Consider the following 14,546-nt stretch of genomic DNA (forward strand, 5'->3'; position numbering starts at 1 on the left):
CCTTAAGAGCGATAGACGGGGCTCGAACCCGCGGTCTCGACCTTGGCAAGGTCGCGCGTTACCAACTACGCCACTATCGCATAAGAGCGGGTGATGGGAATCGAACCCACGTATCCAGCTTGGAAGGCTGGTGTTCTACCATTGAACTACACCCGCATATCGCTGTTCTCGCGTCACGCTTGTATCCGCTCGCTTCAACGATATTGAGTATATCTTATAACTCATAGTTTGTCAACAGGTAATTTTAATTTTTTTAAATTATTTTTATTTTATATTTTTTTCTGTTATTTTGTATTGTTTTGTCAGTTTTGAAAATCAGTCCTGCCAATCCCAGACATCTGTTTTGGATACTGCACTGCGAGATTTCTTGATCACCAATTCCGGGCTCTTGGCACTGACCTTGGTGTTGGCCGGAACAGATTCTGTAATAAATGTGTTACCTCCAATGATCGTATTTTCTCCCACAACCGTTTCTCCGCCAAGTACAGACGCATTGGAATAGATTGTCACATTATCCCTGATCGTTGGATGACGTTTCACATTGGCCAACTGTTGGCCCTGTCTCGTAGAAAGCGCCCCAAGAGTTACTCCCTGATATAGTTTTACATTACGACCGATCTCAGTTGTTTCACCGATTACCACACCTGTACCATGATCAATAAAGAAGTAATCTCCAATCGTTGCTCCCGGATTAATATCGATTCCGGTCTTACCATGTGCATATTCTGTCATGATCCGCGGAATATACGGAACTTCTTCTTTATATAAAAGATGAGCCAGGCGATATACATAAATGGCAAACAATCCAGGATACGATGATATGATTTCTTCTTTGCTCTTGGCAGCCGGATCACCGTCGAATCCCGCCTGCACATCTTTCAGAAGACGCTGCTGCACCTCTGGAAGCTGTTCAAAAAAGCCTGCACAGATACGGTCTGCCTCTTCTTCTGCGCCCTCCTGTTCTAATTCCGGCTGTGCATATAAAAGAGCAATTTCAATCTGTTCCTTGAGTCTGTCATAAAGATCATTCAGACGGTATCCCGCAAAATATTCCGGAAATACCTTTGCTGCCGAATCATTCCAGAAGTAACCCGGAAAAATAACGGAACGAAGTTCCTTGACAACATCGATCACTGCTGCCCTGCTTGGAAGTTCTCTGTTATTTTTTGGCATAAATAACTCTTCTTTTTTATAATTTTCAGTCAAAGCCACAGTGGCCCTGAGAATCACATCTTTTTTTCTGTTCATAAAATCCAAACCTCTTTCCGCAATTTCTGCAAAGATGTTAATACCTGATGTATTATTACTCTGCGGATATCTTTCCTTATATCATATTATAGGATTCTTTTCACGTCAATAAAAAAAAGAATTGACCTTTCGACAAACTGCTTATATAATAAACATGTTTGAGACAATTTTCAGGACATGGAGATGTACCCAAGTGGCTGAAGGGTCCGCACTCGAAATGCGGTAGATCGGGTAACCGGTGCGAGGGTTCAAATCCCTCCATCTCCGCTTGACAAATTTCAGCATATCTGCTATAATTTGATTTGTTGCAGATAAATTTGCAATTATTTTAATAATACAGGGGATTGGTCAAATGGTATGATAGGGGTCTCCAAAACCTTTGGTGGGAGTTCGATTCTCTCATCCCCTGCTCATTAGGAGTCTGAAAGCCTTTAAAATCATGGCATTCAGGCTCTTTTGTTTTGCCCGAAAAGGGCAGGGTACCACTCAGGGTATCAAAATTGGTACCCTGAGTTCGATACCAGACAAACTAATATTTGGTTTGATTTACTTTTCCTGAATTTCTTTACCACTGATATGTTCAATTTCTATCTCAAAAAGCTGTACAGCTTTTCCCGAACGTTCTATTTCTTCATCGATCAGTTGTTCATTCGGATAGTATTTCCTGGCGATTTTCTTAAGAATCTCTGTTGCTTCTGTGCCTTCTTCCAACAGATGGCATCTGCCAAATACAACCGTGCTCTGCACAAACGGTGCCCATGCTTCTTCTTTTACAGTTTCATTTCCGTAAACGGTGAAGCATACCTTGTCGCTGGCTTTCAAGGCATCGACTTTGTGACCGGCACGTGCTCCATGAAAATATATTTTTCCTGCATCGCTGTCATAAAAATAGTTGACAGGGACTGCATAAGGATATCCATCATCCCCATTTACTGCAAGCACCCCTCGTCTGCTGCACTGCAGAAGTTCTTTTGCTGCATCAATATCCATTTCTTTTTTCTTTCTTCGAATCGGTCTGAACATTGCTTTTCTCTCCATTCACAAACAAAATTTTATTGAATAAAATGTGTCACTACTCTTTTTCCTTACACATGTTTTTCTTTAATTCCCTCTCCAATGATGCTATCTATTTAATAATTTCTTATACGACAAATCGATGGCAAATGCCCCCAACGGTGCCGTAAGTACTATCGCAAGAACCGCCACTGTAAGTACCAGATCTCCACAGGAAAAACCTAATGCAAGCGGAATCCCCCCAATTGCAGCCTGGACAGTTGCTTTCGGTGTATATGCCAGCATCGTAAACAGCCTTTCTTTTCTTTTAAGACTTGTTCCTAACAGGCATACAAATACGCCAAACATTCTAAATACCAATGCACCAATAATAACAATCAGAGCCTTCACTCCGACTTTTCCAAGGTATCCGATGTTTACCGTTGCTCCTACAAGCACAAACAAAAAGACTTCTGCCGCAACCCATAGCTTTCCATATTTTACAGAAAGTCTTTTTGCAACAGTTTCCCTCTTTTTCTGTAATCCTATGCCGATAAACATAATAGCGATCAATGCTGAAAATGTAATTGGAGTTGACAATTTATCTTCCATTACTACAAGTAAAAACGAAATACTCAAAATAATAAGAACCTTTGACGTATCCCGAATATGCATCTTCTTAAAAAAATATGCTAACAAAACTCCAATTAATAATCCTATTGCAATTCCCAAGAATATTGAAATGGGAATATTGACAAACTTAAGTATGGAAGCACCTTCCCCCTGCATCATCCCAACAAAGGTAGAAAACAGAACTATGACATACACATCGTCAACGGATGCACCTGCAAGAATCAATTGTGGAATTCCTTCGTTTACTCCATAGCCTTCATCCATAAGCTTCACCATTCTGGGTACAACAACAGCCGGTGAAACTGCCGCAAGTACTGCCCCCATAATAGCCGCCTCCAATACGGTTAATCCCATTAATTTTGGTGCCAGCAAAATCATGCCGATCAGTTCAAAAGACGCAGGCACAAAACACATAAGAACAGCAGGTCTTCCAATCTTTTTAAGCCCAGATAGATCCAGTCCAAGACCTGCTCTTGTGAGAATAATGATCAATGCTATTTTACGAAGTTCTGCAGATATTCCAAGAATACTGTCATCCAACAGATTAAGCACATATGGTCCCAGAACAATACCAGTAATCAGCATGCCAAGCAAACTCGGCAATTTGATTTTCTGGCATATCCATCCCATAAACATCCCTAAAATAAGAATCAGCGAAATACTTAATAACATAATTTTCCTCCTCATATACGCAGAAAAAGCTGACACTCTCTGCGTTCATTTACTCGCAGAAGTCATCAGCTTTCATAAGCGGTTTAAGTAATTTTATTACTTAGGGAGAACCTCATTCTCTTTATATTTTTTGATAAGGATAACACACAAACTGCTCTTTCGCAAGAAAAACTGGATTTATTCTAAATCATCTCAATTCCATATTTCTTCAGATCAACCTTACCGTCAATTACTTCTACTCCATCCTCTTCAAGAAGTTTTGCCTGCGTTTGTTCTCCGCCAAACGCAAATGCCCCCGCAAGTTCTCCCTTCGCATTCACAACTCGGAAACACGGGATATGTTCCGGGTCCGGATTTTTGTGGAGAGCATTTCCCACTGCTCTTGACATCTTCGCATTACCTGCCATCTCTGCAACCTTTCCATAGGTTGCGACATGACCTTTTGGAATCTTTTTGACTGCCTCGTATATTCGTTTTGTCGGGCTGTCTGTGATGATATCATAGCTTTCCGCGATCATTCTTTTGATATCTTTATCTGGTATAGTTCCGTCCAAAATGATGGTATTCCAGTGCTCTTTATTCTGGTGGTAACCTGCAATCACGGCATCATACGCCGATCGCCAGAAGTCACGCCACTCCGGATTTACCTTGACATTCAGATTGATATATCCGTCTTTTTCGTAGATCCAGAGGAATGCTTTCTTACTTTCCTTCACGCGCACCAACTGCCAGTTTTGGTCTTTGAACGGGCGTTCCTCATATACATTTTTAAAGGATAGACCAAATTTCAATACCTCCTCACGTGTTTTCATAGATGCTCCTTCTCTACTCTGCTTTCGTTTCTATTTTGCTGCATCACCCAGGCAAATGCCCTCGCAGTTCTAGTCATCGGTTCTTTGAAATGTCCCCCCTGGTTCCACTCAAGCGTACAGTTCACTCCTTCTGCTTTTATCCATGCATGCCCTTCTCTGATACAGTCTCCTACTTTTGCCATAACAGGATTTCGAGTTTTTTCTTCTTTATTTCCAAGACTAAGATATACATTTTTACTCTTTATCTTATACTCTTTCATATAATCTATAAATCCCGGAAACCAGACAGACGGCGATGCTGCCGCAATCCCGGAGAACAGATCTGTCTGACAGGCAGCCCATAATGAAAACAGCCCTGAAAGAGAATATCCCCCAATATAATACGTTTTACTTTTATCTGAACATAATAGCAAAATCTCTTCCAATGTCTGTACCGCTCCGTCTCCAAAATCTTCATTTCCAAATACGGCAGGAGTCTTCCATGGGGACAATTCCTTATTCCAATCATCAACTTTCACTGCAATAAGTTCAAAATCCATAGAGGTCAGATGCTGAATTTCTGCTACTTCATCTTTGATTTCAGATATATCATGATTACCAACCAACTGAATTAGAACAATATCTGCCTCCATGTTTCCATATCTGTAAACGTGCATTATACCGACCTTTCTATCCGCAACAACTCCATAATTTAATTCTCCATTTCTGTCAGATTTTTTACCCATTTATATTATTTGATTACGCAGACAAAATCCTGCTTAAAGACATTTCATCTGCCAGATCAGGATTGCAAAAACAGAAAACTGTCTTTCATTGTCAGAACAGATATCACAAATCCTCATTTGATTAAATTGCAAGAAGATTTTTGATTGCTTCCATATATACAAGCACAGCTTCTTCCATTCCTGATACAAGAATAAATTCGTCTGCCCCATGGATACGATAATCAATTCCCGGCATTTCCGGTCCGAATGCGATAATGTTCTTGAGTGACTTCGCATAAGTTCCACCACCGATTACCATTGGTTTGTTTTCTGTATCGCCGGTCACATCTACATATGCCTTGTACAGAGCGTTTACGAGCGGGGATTCTCTCGGGAAAAACAGGGAATCACCGATCATATGGATCTCGATACGTCCATTCTCATCTTCCAGTCTGTCTTCGCACATCTTGCGTACTTCGTCTCCCTTAAGAGTAACCGGTACACGGATATCGATCGTACAGGAAACCACTCCGTCCTCTGTCTTAACAATTCCGTTGCACAGAGTCAGTTCTCCGTACTCATCTTCAAATTTAAGACCAAGTCCGGAGCCATCGCATGCCGTTCCGATATGTTCATTATAGAATTTTACGAAGTCATCTTCGAATCCGGCTTTTGCAAGGCATTCAAATGTCACACCTGCTGCATTAACACCAAGAGTCGGTGTGCTGGCATGTGCCGGAACACCTTTTGCGTAAATACTGATCTCACCGTTTTCTTCTGTTATTTTGTATTCCTGAAGTTTTGTTTCAGCAAGAGCTGCTTCCAGTTTTTCTTTCAGACCTGCTTCCGCCGGAACAACGGTATTACAGGTATCGCAGACAGCGTTAGAAACAAAGCCACCATTCATGGAAATAATCCTGGTGTTCTTAGAATATGCTGTCATCATCACCATTCCCTTTTCACCATGAATGCACGGGAAGTTCGCATCTGGTGTGAAACCACAGGATACTTCTTCTGCAACTTCGTTATAATGTTCCATACATTTTGATCCAGTTTCTTCGTTGCATCCCATGATCAAACGAACTCTCTTATTGAGTTTTACGCCGGAATCACGAAGCAGTTTCATTGCATAAAGTGCTTCCAGAACCGGACCCTTGTCATCTGTAGTTCCACGTCCATAGACATGGTCACCTTCTCTGGTCAGTTTGAATGGATCATAAGTCCAGTCTCCACCAACCGGTACAATATCAAGATGTCCGGCAATACCAACGATTTCTTCGCCCTCGCCCATTTCAGCATATCCACAGTAATTGTCCAGGTTTACAGTCTTAAACCCAAGTTCATCGGCAATCTTAAGTGCCTCTTCCAGTACCTTGGCCGGACCTTCCCCAAACGGTTTCCCTTCTGACGGAGTTCCAAGCTGTGAATCAATTGCAACCAGTCTTCCGAGATTTGTCAGCATCTCATCTGTTAATCCATGAATTTCTTCTTTGATACTCATTATCATTTCCTCCAGATTATATTTTCTACTATAATTCTTTCTACAATATACACTCTTTTATCCTAGATCACAAGTGTCTGAAGTTTTTCAAATACCATATCCGTATACATCTGCTTGATCTCATGCCGATTCATTCCTGCAACCTCTGCATGCACCTCAAAAGTATTTTCTTTATCTTTTACGCGAATGCAAAAATACACAACTCCCTGCATACTGTCTGCATTATTCGGATCAATATTTCCGGTCGTCCCGGTTATTCCAATGGCAATGTCTGTATGCATTTTTTCCTGCACGGTTCTCGCCATCTCTTCGGCACATTCTTTTGAGTACACACCATACTTTCGGATGATTTCTTCCTCCACGCCGATGAAAATTTTCGTTTCATTCAGATATGTCACATATCCTCCCGGAAAGATTGCAGATGCTCCTTCTGTATCTGTGATCGTAGATGCAATCATACCTGACGTGCAACTCTCCATCGTGGAAACCGTTGTATGTGTATCAATCAACTTCTTAATGATATTGTCTTTTTGTGTCTGTTCCATATTTTCTGTCTCCCGATCCCATCAAAATTTCTGATGCGATTATAGCAAATTTTCATGCATCAGGCAAATTTGCGAATGTTGATATAATAACTGATCATCAGCAAAACAGCAGCTCCTGTCCACGCTGCAATCTCTGCATAGAAAATCCCATTCTGACCAATCAGTTTCGGTAGTAAAAGTGCCACACCGACTCTGACAAAAAATTCTACCACTCCGCTCAACATCGGAATCATGGTATTTCCGAGCCCCTGTAATGCAGAACGATATACATACAGAAAATAAAGGATACACAGGCAGGATGCCATAATAGAAAGATAATGCCAGGCGATTGCCAGTACCTGACTTGTCTGCTCTGGATCTCCGGAAATAAACATCGAAAGCAGCGTCTTTCCAAAAAGAAACATCACTATACTGATAAACGCAGATGTAAGAAAGGCAAGAAACGAGCTCGCATGAACTCCTTTTTTGATTCTCGTGATCTCTCCAGCTCCCAGATTTTGTCCGACATAGGAGACCACTGCATAGCCGTAAGAGATTGCTGCCATCTCCAATACTCCGTAAAGTTTATTTGTCGCAGTAAAACCGGCAACAAACAAAAATCCATATCCATTGATAACAAACTGAACAGCCAGCCCACCCACAGAAATGATCACGTTCTGAAACAGAATTGGCGCTCCAAGTCCAAATAATTTTCGATTCAACCCTGGGACTTTTGCAAAATCGTCCCTGTCTGTATGTACGATTTCAATTTTACGAACACTAAGGAAACAGTAAAAAGCAGAAAAAGCCTGTGCGGTAACGGTTGCCAGTGCAGCTCCTGCCACACCCCAGTTAAAACCTGCGACAAAAATAAGATCCAGCACTACATTGATAAAAGCTGCAATAATCATTGCGATCAACGGTGTCCTGCTGTTTCCAAGTGCCCGCAGCACAGATGCAAAAATATTATAGGCCGCTACGATCGGAATCCCGCAAAATACGATTCTGAGATAAATCAGTGACATTCCAATAATATTATCCGGTGTATTTAACAGAACAAGGAGCCATCTGGCAGCAAGCTGACTGATCAGAAGGAGCAGTGTAGCCGTCACTGCGGTAAGCAGATAACTATGGGCAACTGTCTTTTTCAGATCATTCCATTTCTTTGCCCCATAATGCTGCGAGATCAGGATTGAGAATCCCTGCGTAACACCGGTAGAAACTCCAAGTGTCATCCACATGATCCACTCAACTGCGCCAAGCGCTGCAAGTGCCTGTACACCGGCAACCTGGCCAACAACAATCGTATCCACCATTGTATACAACTGTTGAAAAATATTCCCCAGCATTAACGGTACTGCAAAAAGCAGAATCAGTTTTGCCGGAGATCCTTTGGTCATATCATGAACTTGAGCTGACATAAAAACCTCCATATTTCTTAAAATCTTCCGGCACAGGTACCTCCAGTTCTATCTTCCTGCCGTTGAATGGCTGTCGAAGTCTTACTTTCCAGGCATGTAATGCTGCACGATAAATTGTACACTGTTCTCGGTTCATTGTTGATGTATTATATATGGAATCACCAAGCAGTGGATGTCCAATTGCCTGCATATGCACCCGAATCTGGTGCGTCCGTCCTGTATCCAGTTTTAACTTTATTGCCGACCATTTATCCGTACTGTAAAGGACATGATAATGTGTCACTGCCTGAAAACAATTTATATAATCAGTTAACTGATGTGCAATGTATTTTTCATTTTCTGCACTGCTGCTCTTTTTTACTGCTTCCATTCGAAGCGGATGATTCCCAATTTTTTTAATCGGAAAGTCTATCGTATGCCAAATATCATCCTGATCCTTCGGCAGGTTTCCATCCACCAAAGCAAGATACTGTTTTTCTAAGACTCCTGTTTCACGCTGTTCCTGCAATCTCTGTGCTGCAACCTGATTTTTGGCAAACAAAACGATTCCGGATGTTTCCTTATCCAGTCGGCCGATTGGACGTATACAGACTGAAAGATTTCTTTCCTGAAAATATGCAGCAACCTGATTTGCCAGGCTATCACTATAGTGCATACCCGCCGGATGCGTTAACACTCCTGCCGGTTTATTTACTGCCAGTATGTCTTCATCTTCATACAAAATACGCAGTCTCTCTCCCTGAATCTTTGCCAAAACCAGCTGTGCAGACTGTATTTCATCTGTTTCCAGGCATATACAAATCTCATCTCCCATAGAAACTTTCTCTGTTACTCTGCACTGTACTTTATTTTTGCAAATACCATCCGGGCGGAATTTTGCACGACTGACCTGCTTTTTGGTCAGTTCCAGATAATCATAAAGGACTTTTTCAACAGTCATTCCCTGCATCTGCTCCCTTACTGTTATCGTAAGATATTTTTTCATAAACTTCCCTTCGTATTTATCTCAATATTCCAGCATTTTCCGGTATCTCTACGTTTCGATAGGAATGCAGGATTCTTTCCAGTTCATGGACCACAGGCGTCAGAAATTTATTTTTGTGATACACAAGTTTAAATTTCCGATTCCACTCGCCATTTTCATTCTGAAAAACATGAATACTGTCATTTCTGATCTCGTGATACATCAGCCGCAAAGACATCACCGAAAGGACACCATCATAAAGCACGGCATTAAGTAATGTTCCAGGGCTGTTTGCCTCCCATACTGTCTGAAAAGAAATCTGATGCCGTGTCGCATAATCTTCAAACAACTGCCGTGTCCCACTCCCCTGTTCTCGCATTGCAAACTGTTCCTGCTCAAGATCCTGCACATGCAATACTTTTTTTAAATAAAAAGGATGTTCTTTCCCCACTGCAAGAACAAGGCGATCATCTACGATTGGAAGCACATGAAGATCAGGAGAATAAATTTCTCCTTCTACAATTCCTACATCAAGCTCAGAACGCAGTAATTTCTGTTCAATCGCTCTCGTGTTGCTTACATACGAAGAAACTTTTACATCAGGACAACTTTTCTGAAGTTCAGGAATCAAACGCGGAGTCAGACAGGTTCCTACTGTGATCGTTGAACCCAGTTTCAGGGTTAATGACTGGCCCTGATTCAATATCAATTCTTCTGTTTCCTCAAACTGGCGGACCAGTTCTCTTGCTCTCGGCAGAAGAAGTTCCCCCCGTTCTGTAAGATACAGCTTTTTCCCCAGGCGTTCAAACAGCAAACCATTATAATGTTTTTCCAGTTCCCGTATCGCCTGGCTTACCGTTGGCTGAGATAAATATAAATGTGTTGCAGCTGCACTCATGGAACCATAATCTGCCACTGCAACAAAAATATTCAAATGCCGAATCGTCATTTTCCCTCTCTCCTCTATGGAATCGTATTTATAGAATTGTTCTGTTCCAGTCATTTTGCATATATAGGAAATATCTATTATTTATATAAAATTTTATATCTGATTTTTGATTATCCGCATAAACACCATACTTTCAAGCACTTTGAAGTATAGAAAATTATTCAATTTACCACGAATTTACCACGATTGAATGAGCCTTGATATGACAATAAAATAGCACTAAAAAGACACCTTTAACACTTAAACGGTGTCTTTTGTTAAAAAGCAATCAATCCTAAGACTAACTGCTTTGTGTGTATAGATATAATTTGATTAAGTTTTAAAACCAGCTTATTTTTTCATCTCTAAATTGAGGGTTCTCGCTGTGCTGATATGGATTGTAGTTATTCAAATTGCAACCATATTCTTTTAATGATTTGATTTTGTTATCTTCTGTCCATTCAATTAAGGAAATACCGTCAAATTCTTCAATACTTCCTGTATTCATTTCATTTTTAAAATACCACTCTACAACAGTTTGATTTCCCTTATGAAAGAACTGCTTAATATCCCAAATAATAACTTTACCACGAGTATTCCATTCGCTAAACCAATGTTTTACTGTTTTAAGGTTTTCATATTTAGGACACCAGCTTTCCGTATAAACAACATCTTCTGTGAAAATTCTATCCATTCCTAAATCTTGCTGTTTAAGCCACATATCGAACCATAAGTGAATGATTTTTTCTCTCTCATTCATAATAGAACACCTCAATCCTAAGACTAACTACCTTGTATATATGGATATAAAATTGTCAAGCTGGAAGTCAACTATCTTACGATAAATCTATAAATTGCATAGGCAACCCATATAATCCAAGAAAAAGCCCATAAATCAAAGAGAATACTTACTGTTAAATAAATGATAGCAACGGCGATTGCTATTATCCAATTTTCTTTTTGGTTTTTTTCCATAATTGACCACCTCCACAACTTCTAATATGTCGCTTTCTTCATATCCATATTATACCATTCTCGTATCAGCACCACAATAAAATTTTATGCACCGATAATCTTATTGAACAGCTCTAACAGCACATCATTTCATCATTCCTTTCTTGGTACGAAAAAAGCAGTCAATCTTTATATTAACTGCTCTATTTGTAGTAATATTAAGTTGTCAAAATTACAATTTTATTGATTGAAGCATAATCAATACTCACTTTTATCCGATATTGAGTAAACTATGAATTACCCATGGTTGAGCTGTAATCATAACTATAAATATATAAATTGTATATAACATTATTTCGACCATGTCATTAACATTTTCGGACTGAAGCCTTTTTCTAAAATTGATGGGTAAAATTTTTGATAGCAGATAATATATCAAATATCCTAAACATGCTCCTACAGTATTTATGATAAGGTCATTTATATCTGTTGCCCCCCAGCCAAACATCTGAACAATTTCAATAGATAAGGAAAACAGAAAGCCAGTTAAGGTAACATTCTTTATATGCTGATACTTTTTATACAGTAATGGTAAGAAAAAGCCCAAAGGAACAAATAAAACAAGATTTAGTATGGTATCTATTGGTCCGCTTATCATACCACAAAATGGAATTATAGAAATTTTTGGACGAAATGATATTGTGCTTGTATAACCAATACCTGTTACAGTTAAAATTCCAAATAAATAATAACAAAACACAAACACAGCGATAATATGAAAAACACTTTGTTTTCGTCCCGATTTTTTTAACACAAAAAAATACAATATAAGAACTGGAATTATAAACACATACCCACTTATTGAACGAATAAGAATATCGGAAATTGGTAACATATTTTTCACTCCTTTACATGAACTCATTACATATATTTGTCAGTCCGTTTCTTCCATAAAGATAACAGCAAAAATTAAAAATTATCCAACGAAAAATCGAAAATTTTTCTTAAAATTTTATTTATTCTACATACTCATATTATAGCAATTCCATGTATTCGCTACAATAAAAAATTATCGTATTAGAAAATTGACTGTTCATACGGTATATGTTCCTTGTCGCTAGCTTTAATACGGTGTCCTTTGTTCCAAAACATACGCATAAATCAATCACTCTTTCTTGGTACGAAAAAAGCAGTCAATCCTAAGACTAACTGCTTTGAATAAATATGAATAAGAAATACTAACGATAGAAACCATAATAAAATATGAATATAATAAGTATCATAATAAATGGAGCAATTATCAGCAACCAATATGAAGTGTGTTTTTTCTTTTCAGCTTCATATCGTATATTTTGAAAGTCATTCTCTGATAATTCTTTATTTAACATTTGCATATCAACATTCTTGCTGGAATAATTATCTGCACCATCTATCGTTTCAATTTCATCTTTCAATAAATAATCTGTTGTAATATTAAAGTAACTACTCAATGCAACTATCTTATCCATATCTGGAACACTCTGAGAACTTTCCCATTTAGAAACAGCCTGCCGAGATACATTTAAAGCATTAGCTAAATCTTCTTGAGAAATTCCTTTCTTTTTTCTTTGTAATAGAATTTTCTGTGATATATTCATGTGAACTGCTCCTTTCTTTATTTAGTCATATTCTATCAAACAATATAGTTGCAATTCTACATATTGCACATGGTAATTTGTCAACTAATGGTTGCGAAAGCACTTTTTGAAGATTTTGTGCTTTGTATTCAAATTATACCATTACCATATATCCGCTACAATGAAAATCTATCCAACAATCCTATTTTTTTCGGCTGTCCCTGCGGTGTAGGGTTCTGTGGACTGCCTGCGTTCTGATTACCCTTATTCTTCAACGCAATATCCTTTGTCTTTACATATCAATTTATGTACAGTATTTGTAATCAAAGTTTTTGATGTTCTTTCACCTGAATTGAAGTACTCCAATTCAGGTGCTCCATTCCTTTATCTCCTCTTGATTATCTAACACAGAAAAGAAAAAGCCCTGTCAAGAGCCTTGCCACCATTGGTGGTGCTTTGCACTCTTTACTGGGCTTTTTGTTTGCTGTATCTTCCATGCAAGAGGAAATCAAAGACCTCTGTTCCATTTCGCCTTTAGATAATCTTCATAATCTCCCTCATTAAAATCTACTTGTGGAGAAGTATTAGGAATGTTTTTTCTGTTATCAATATCTGCAAGTTGACGGAATATCCAGTCATCATAAGGATTGTGATATTTGTATTCTTTCGGTTGTTCTCTGTATCGGTCTAACCCTCGCATTTCCTTATGTACTTTCATCATGCGTTCTATTTTCTGACGCTGTATCAACTGCTTGATTTCCATAAGTTCTTCCAACTCCGTAACCTCATTGGTAATGTAGTTATGAATATACTGTATGAGTTTATATACCTTGTAAAATCTGTATTCTTTTTCATCATTGAAAAATTCATTTTCAGACAGATAATCTAAGGAAACATTAAAGTCCTGTTCCCGTTTGATAATATCCATGATGTAAGGCTCGGTGTGGTCGATATACTTCCATTCTCCCGACAATAATTCATTGGGTGTTACTCCCAGCACGTCCATTATCTTTTCCAGCGTATCAAAGGTAGGATAATTCACGCCACGTTCAATCTTAGAAAGGCTCTGCATATTGATACCGATTTTGTCCGCCAGTTCCTGTTGTTTCATTCCTCTGTGTTTCCTTATGGTCTGTATGTTCTCTCCTAAGAAATTGATTTTCTTTTCGTAATGCTCCATGACTTAGTATAAACACTCCTTTCATTGCTTTTTTGGTATTTATAAGCATATCATACTTAATATATATCGAAAAGTCAACAAAAACTTCTTGACAAGTAATTCTAATGGCGTTATTATCGTATCAGATAGAGTGATTAAGCACGCTAGGGTCAATCACACGCTTGAGTAAGCATAGAAAAGATGTATTTTCACTTTGATAGCATGAATAAGCATGGACTATCAGACAGAAAATAAGGTTTCTGACTGGGGCTGTTCCGTTTAGCCACGAGCCTTACAAGGCTCGTGAGCGTTAAGAACGGATCAGACACAGGAAGAAAGGGAACGCCTTTAGGCGTTCATAAAGGGCGTATATGTAACACCGCCCTGCGCATACATGTCATAGTACCTAGAAACTGT

General features: G+C 39.0%; 15 protein-coding genes, 4 tRNA genes and 1 riboswitch. Of the genes, 2 read left to right on the top strand and 17 right to left on the bottom strand.

The window, feature by feature from the left end:
• Positions 1–7: 7 nt before the first annotated feature.
• The 3 genes from LI112_RS10450 to LI112_RS10460 form a co-directional block, all read right to left on the bottom strand.
• A tRNA-Gly gene (locus LI112_RS10450) sits at positions 8–80 on the bottom strand.
• Positions 81–85: 5 nt separating this feature from the next.
• Positions 86–156 (bottom strand) — tRNA-Gly (locus LI112_RS10455).
• Positions 157–315: 159 nt separating this feature from the next.
• Positions 316–1,248 carry a serine O-acetyltransferase gene (locus tag LI112_RS10460; RefSeq protein ID WP_118393357.1) on the bottom strand — a complete coding sequence of 311 codons (933 nt, stop codon included), beginning with the start codon at positions 1,246–1,248 and terminating at the stop codon, positions 316–318.
• Positions 1,249–1,427: 179 nt separating this feature from the next.
• Here LI112_RS10460 and LI112_RS10465 point away from each other — a divergent pair.
• A tRNA-Ser gene (locus LI112_RS10465) sits at positions 1,428–1,515 on the top strand.
• 71 nt (positions 1,516–1,586) lie between these two features.
• Positions 1,587–1,657, top strand: a tRNA-Trp gene (locus LI112_RS10470).
• 137 nt (positions 1,658–1,794) lie between these two features.
• Here the strand turns inward: LI112_RS10470 and LI112_RS10475 are convergent.
• From LI112_RS10475 to LI112_RS10540, 14 genes are all read right to left on the bottom strand, one after another.
• Positions 1,795–2,271: a pyridoxamine 5'-phosphate oxidase family protein gene (locus LI112_RS10475; RefSeq protein WP_227190674.1), complete on the bottom strand. Its 477-nt coding sequence runs from the start codon at positions 2,269–2,271 to the stop codon at positions 1,795–1,797.
• A 99-nt stretch (positions 2,272–2,370) separates the two neighbouring features.
• Positions 2,371–3,546 (bottom strand): sodium:proton antiporter, encoded by a 1,176-nt coding sequence (locus LI112_RS10480; RefSeq protein ID WP_227190675.1) that lies wholly within the window; start codon positions 3,544–3,546, stop codon positions 2,371–2,373.
• Positions 3,547–3,595: 49 nt separating this feature from the next.
• A riboswitch (Fluoride riboswitch) is annotated at positions 3,596–3,675 on the bottom strand.
• Positions 3,676–3,728: 53 nt separating this feature from the next.
• Positions 3,729–4,358, bottom strand: a complete 630-nt coding sequence (locus LI112_RS10485) for a methylated-DNA--[protein]-cysteine S-methyltransferase (RefSeq protein ID WP_005427245.1) — start codon at positions 4,356–4,358, stop codon at positions 3,729–3,731.
• Positions 4,355–5,014: an esterase gene (locus tag LI112_RS10490; protein ID WP_227190676.1), complete on the bottom strand. Its 660-nt coding sequence runs from the start codon at positions 5,012–5,014 to the stop codon at positions 4,355–4,357. The genes LI112_RS10485 and LI112_RS10490 overlap by 4 nt, the downstream gene beginning before the upstream one ends.
• Positions 5,015–5,204: 190 nt before the next feature.
• On the bottom strand, positions 5,205–6,563 hold the full coding sequence (locus tag LI112_RS10495) for a M20 family metallopeptidase (RefSeq protein ID WP_129795625.1): 1,359 nt from the start codon (positions 6,561–6,563) through the stop codon (positions 5,205–5,207).
• Between the two features lie 62 nt (positions 6,564–6,625).
• Entirely contained in the window at positions 6,626–7,108 is a 483-nt protein-coding gene (locus LI112_RS10500) for a CinA family protein (protein WP_022388613.1), read from the bottom strand.
• 59 nt (positions 7,109–7,167) lie between these two features.
• Positions 7,168–8,508, bottom strand: coding sequence for an MATE family efflux transporter (locus LI112_RS10505; protein WP_227190677.1), 1,341 nt, complete (start codon positions 8,506–8,508; stop codon positions 7,168–7,170).
• Entirely contained in the window at positions 8,489–9,493 is a 1,005-nt protein-coding gene (locus LI112_RS10510) for an RluA family pseudouridine synthase (protein WP_138344388.1), read from the bottom strand. Before LI112_RS10510 ends, LI112_RS10505 begins: the two co-directional genes overlap by 20 nt.
• A 16-nt stretch (positions 9,494–9,509) precedes the next feature.
• A complete protein-coding gene (locus LI112_RS10515) occupies positions 9,510–10,421 on the bottom strand; it encodes a LysR family transcriptional regulator (protein WP_138344387.1) in 912 nt (303 codons plus the stop codon).
• Between the two features lie 319 nt (positions 10,422–10,740).
• Positions 10,741–11,160 (bottom strand): nuclear transport factor 2 family protein, encoded by a 420-nt coding sequence (locus tag LI112_RS10520; protein ID WP_154304157.1) that lies wholly within the window; start codon positions 11,158–11,160, stop codon positions 10,741–10,743.
• Positions 11,161–11,231: 71 nt separating this feature from the next.
• A complete protein-coding gene (locus LI112_RS10525; protein WP_173690091.1) occupies positions 11,232–11,375 on the bottom strand; it encodes a hypothetical protein in 144 nt (47 codons plus the stop codon).
• Between the two features lie 250 nt (positions 11,376–11,625).
• Complete coding sequence (locus tag LI112_RS10530) at positions 11,626–12,249, bottom strand: VanZ family protein (RefSeq protein ID WP_156341622.1); 624 nt, start codon at positions 12,247–12,249, stop codon at positions 11,626–11,628.
• A 343-nt stretch (positions 12,250–12,592) separates the two neighbouring features.
• Positions 12,593–12,991, bottom strand: coding sequence for a helix-turn-helix domain-containing protein (locus LI112_RS10535; protein ID WP_156341621.1), 399 nt, complete (start codon positions 12,989–12,991; stop codon positions 12,593–12,595).
• A 487-nt stretch (positions 12,992–13,478) separates the two neighbouring features.
• Positions 13,479–14,150 carry a helix-turn-helix domain-containing protein gene (locus LI112_RS10540; protein ID WP_227190678.1) on the bottom strand — a complete coding sequence of 224 codons (672 nt, stop codon included), beginning with the start codon at positions 14,148–14,150 and terminating at the stop codon, positions 13,479–13,481.
• Positions 14,151–14,546 lie beyond the last annotated feature (396 nt).

The sequence above is a fragment of the Blautia sp. 210820-DFI.6.14 genome, from assembly GCF_020558815.1.
Taxonomy (GTDB): Bacteria; Bacillota; Clostridia; order Lachnospirales; family Lachnospiraceae; genus Blautia_A; species Blautia_A obeum.

Bases quoted from the DNA above. Each gene is read 5' to 3' on its own strand.
- LI112_RS10475 (WP_227190674.1), bottom strand. From the start codon at position 2,271: ATGTTCAGACCGATTCGAAGAAAGAAAAAAGAAATGGATATTGATGCA.
- LI112_RS10495 (WP_129795625.1), bottom strand. From the start codon at position 6,563: ATGAGTATCAAAGAAGAAATTCATGGATTAACAGATGAGATGCTGACA.
- LI112_RS10500 (WP_022388613.1), bottom strand. From the start codon at position 7,108: ATGGAACAGACACAAAAAGACAATATCATTAAGAAGTTGATTGATACA.
- LI112_RS10510 (WP_138344388.1), bottom strand. From the start codon at position 9,493: ATGAAAAAATATCTTACGATAACAGTAAGGGAGCAGATGCAGGGAATG.
- LI112_RS10520 (WP_154304157.1), bottom strand. From the start codon at position 11,160: ATGAATGAGAGAGAAAAAATCATTCACTTATGGTTCGATATGTGGCTT.
- LI112_RS10540 (WP_227190678.1), bottom strand. From the start codon at position 14,150: ATGGAGCATTACGAAAAGAAAATCAATTTCTTAGGAGAGAACATACAG.
- LI112_RS10515 (WP_138344387.1), bottom strand. From the start codon at position 10,421: ATGACGATTCGGCATTTGAATATTTTTGTTGCAGTGGCAGATTATGGT.
- LI112_RS10480 (WP_227190675.1), bottom strand. From the start codon at position 3,546: ATGTTATTAAGTATTTCGCTGATTCTTATTTTAGGGATGTTTATGGGA.
- LI112_RS10530 (WP_156341622.1), bottom strand. From the start codon at position 12,249: ATGTTACCAATTTCCGATATTCTTATTCGTTCAATAAGTGGGTATGTG.
- LI112_RS10525 (WP_173690091.1), bottom strand. From the start codon at position 11,375: ATGGAAAAAAACCAAAAAGAAAATTGGATAATAGCAATCGCCGTTGCT.
- LI112_RS10490 (WP_227190676.1), bottom strand. From the start codon at position 5,014: ATGCACGTTTACAGATATGGAAACATGGAGGCAGATATTGTTCTAATT.
- LI112_RS10460 (WP_118393357.1), bottom strand. From the start codon at position 1,248: ATGAACAGAAAAAAAGATGTGATTCTCAGGGCCACTGTGGCTTTGACT.
- LI112_RS10505 (WP_227190677.1), bottom strand. From the start codon at position 8,508: ATGTCAGCTCAAGTTCATGATATGACCAAAGGATCTCCGGCAAAACTG.
- LI112_RS10535 (WP_156341621.1), bottom strand. From the start codon at position 12,991: ATGAATATATCACAGAAAATTCTATTACAAAGAAAAAAGAAAGGAATT.
- LI112_RS10485 (WP_005427245.1), bottom strand. From the start codon at position 4,358: ATGAAAACACGTGAGGAGGTATTGAAATTTGGTCTATCCTTTAAAAAT.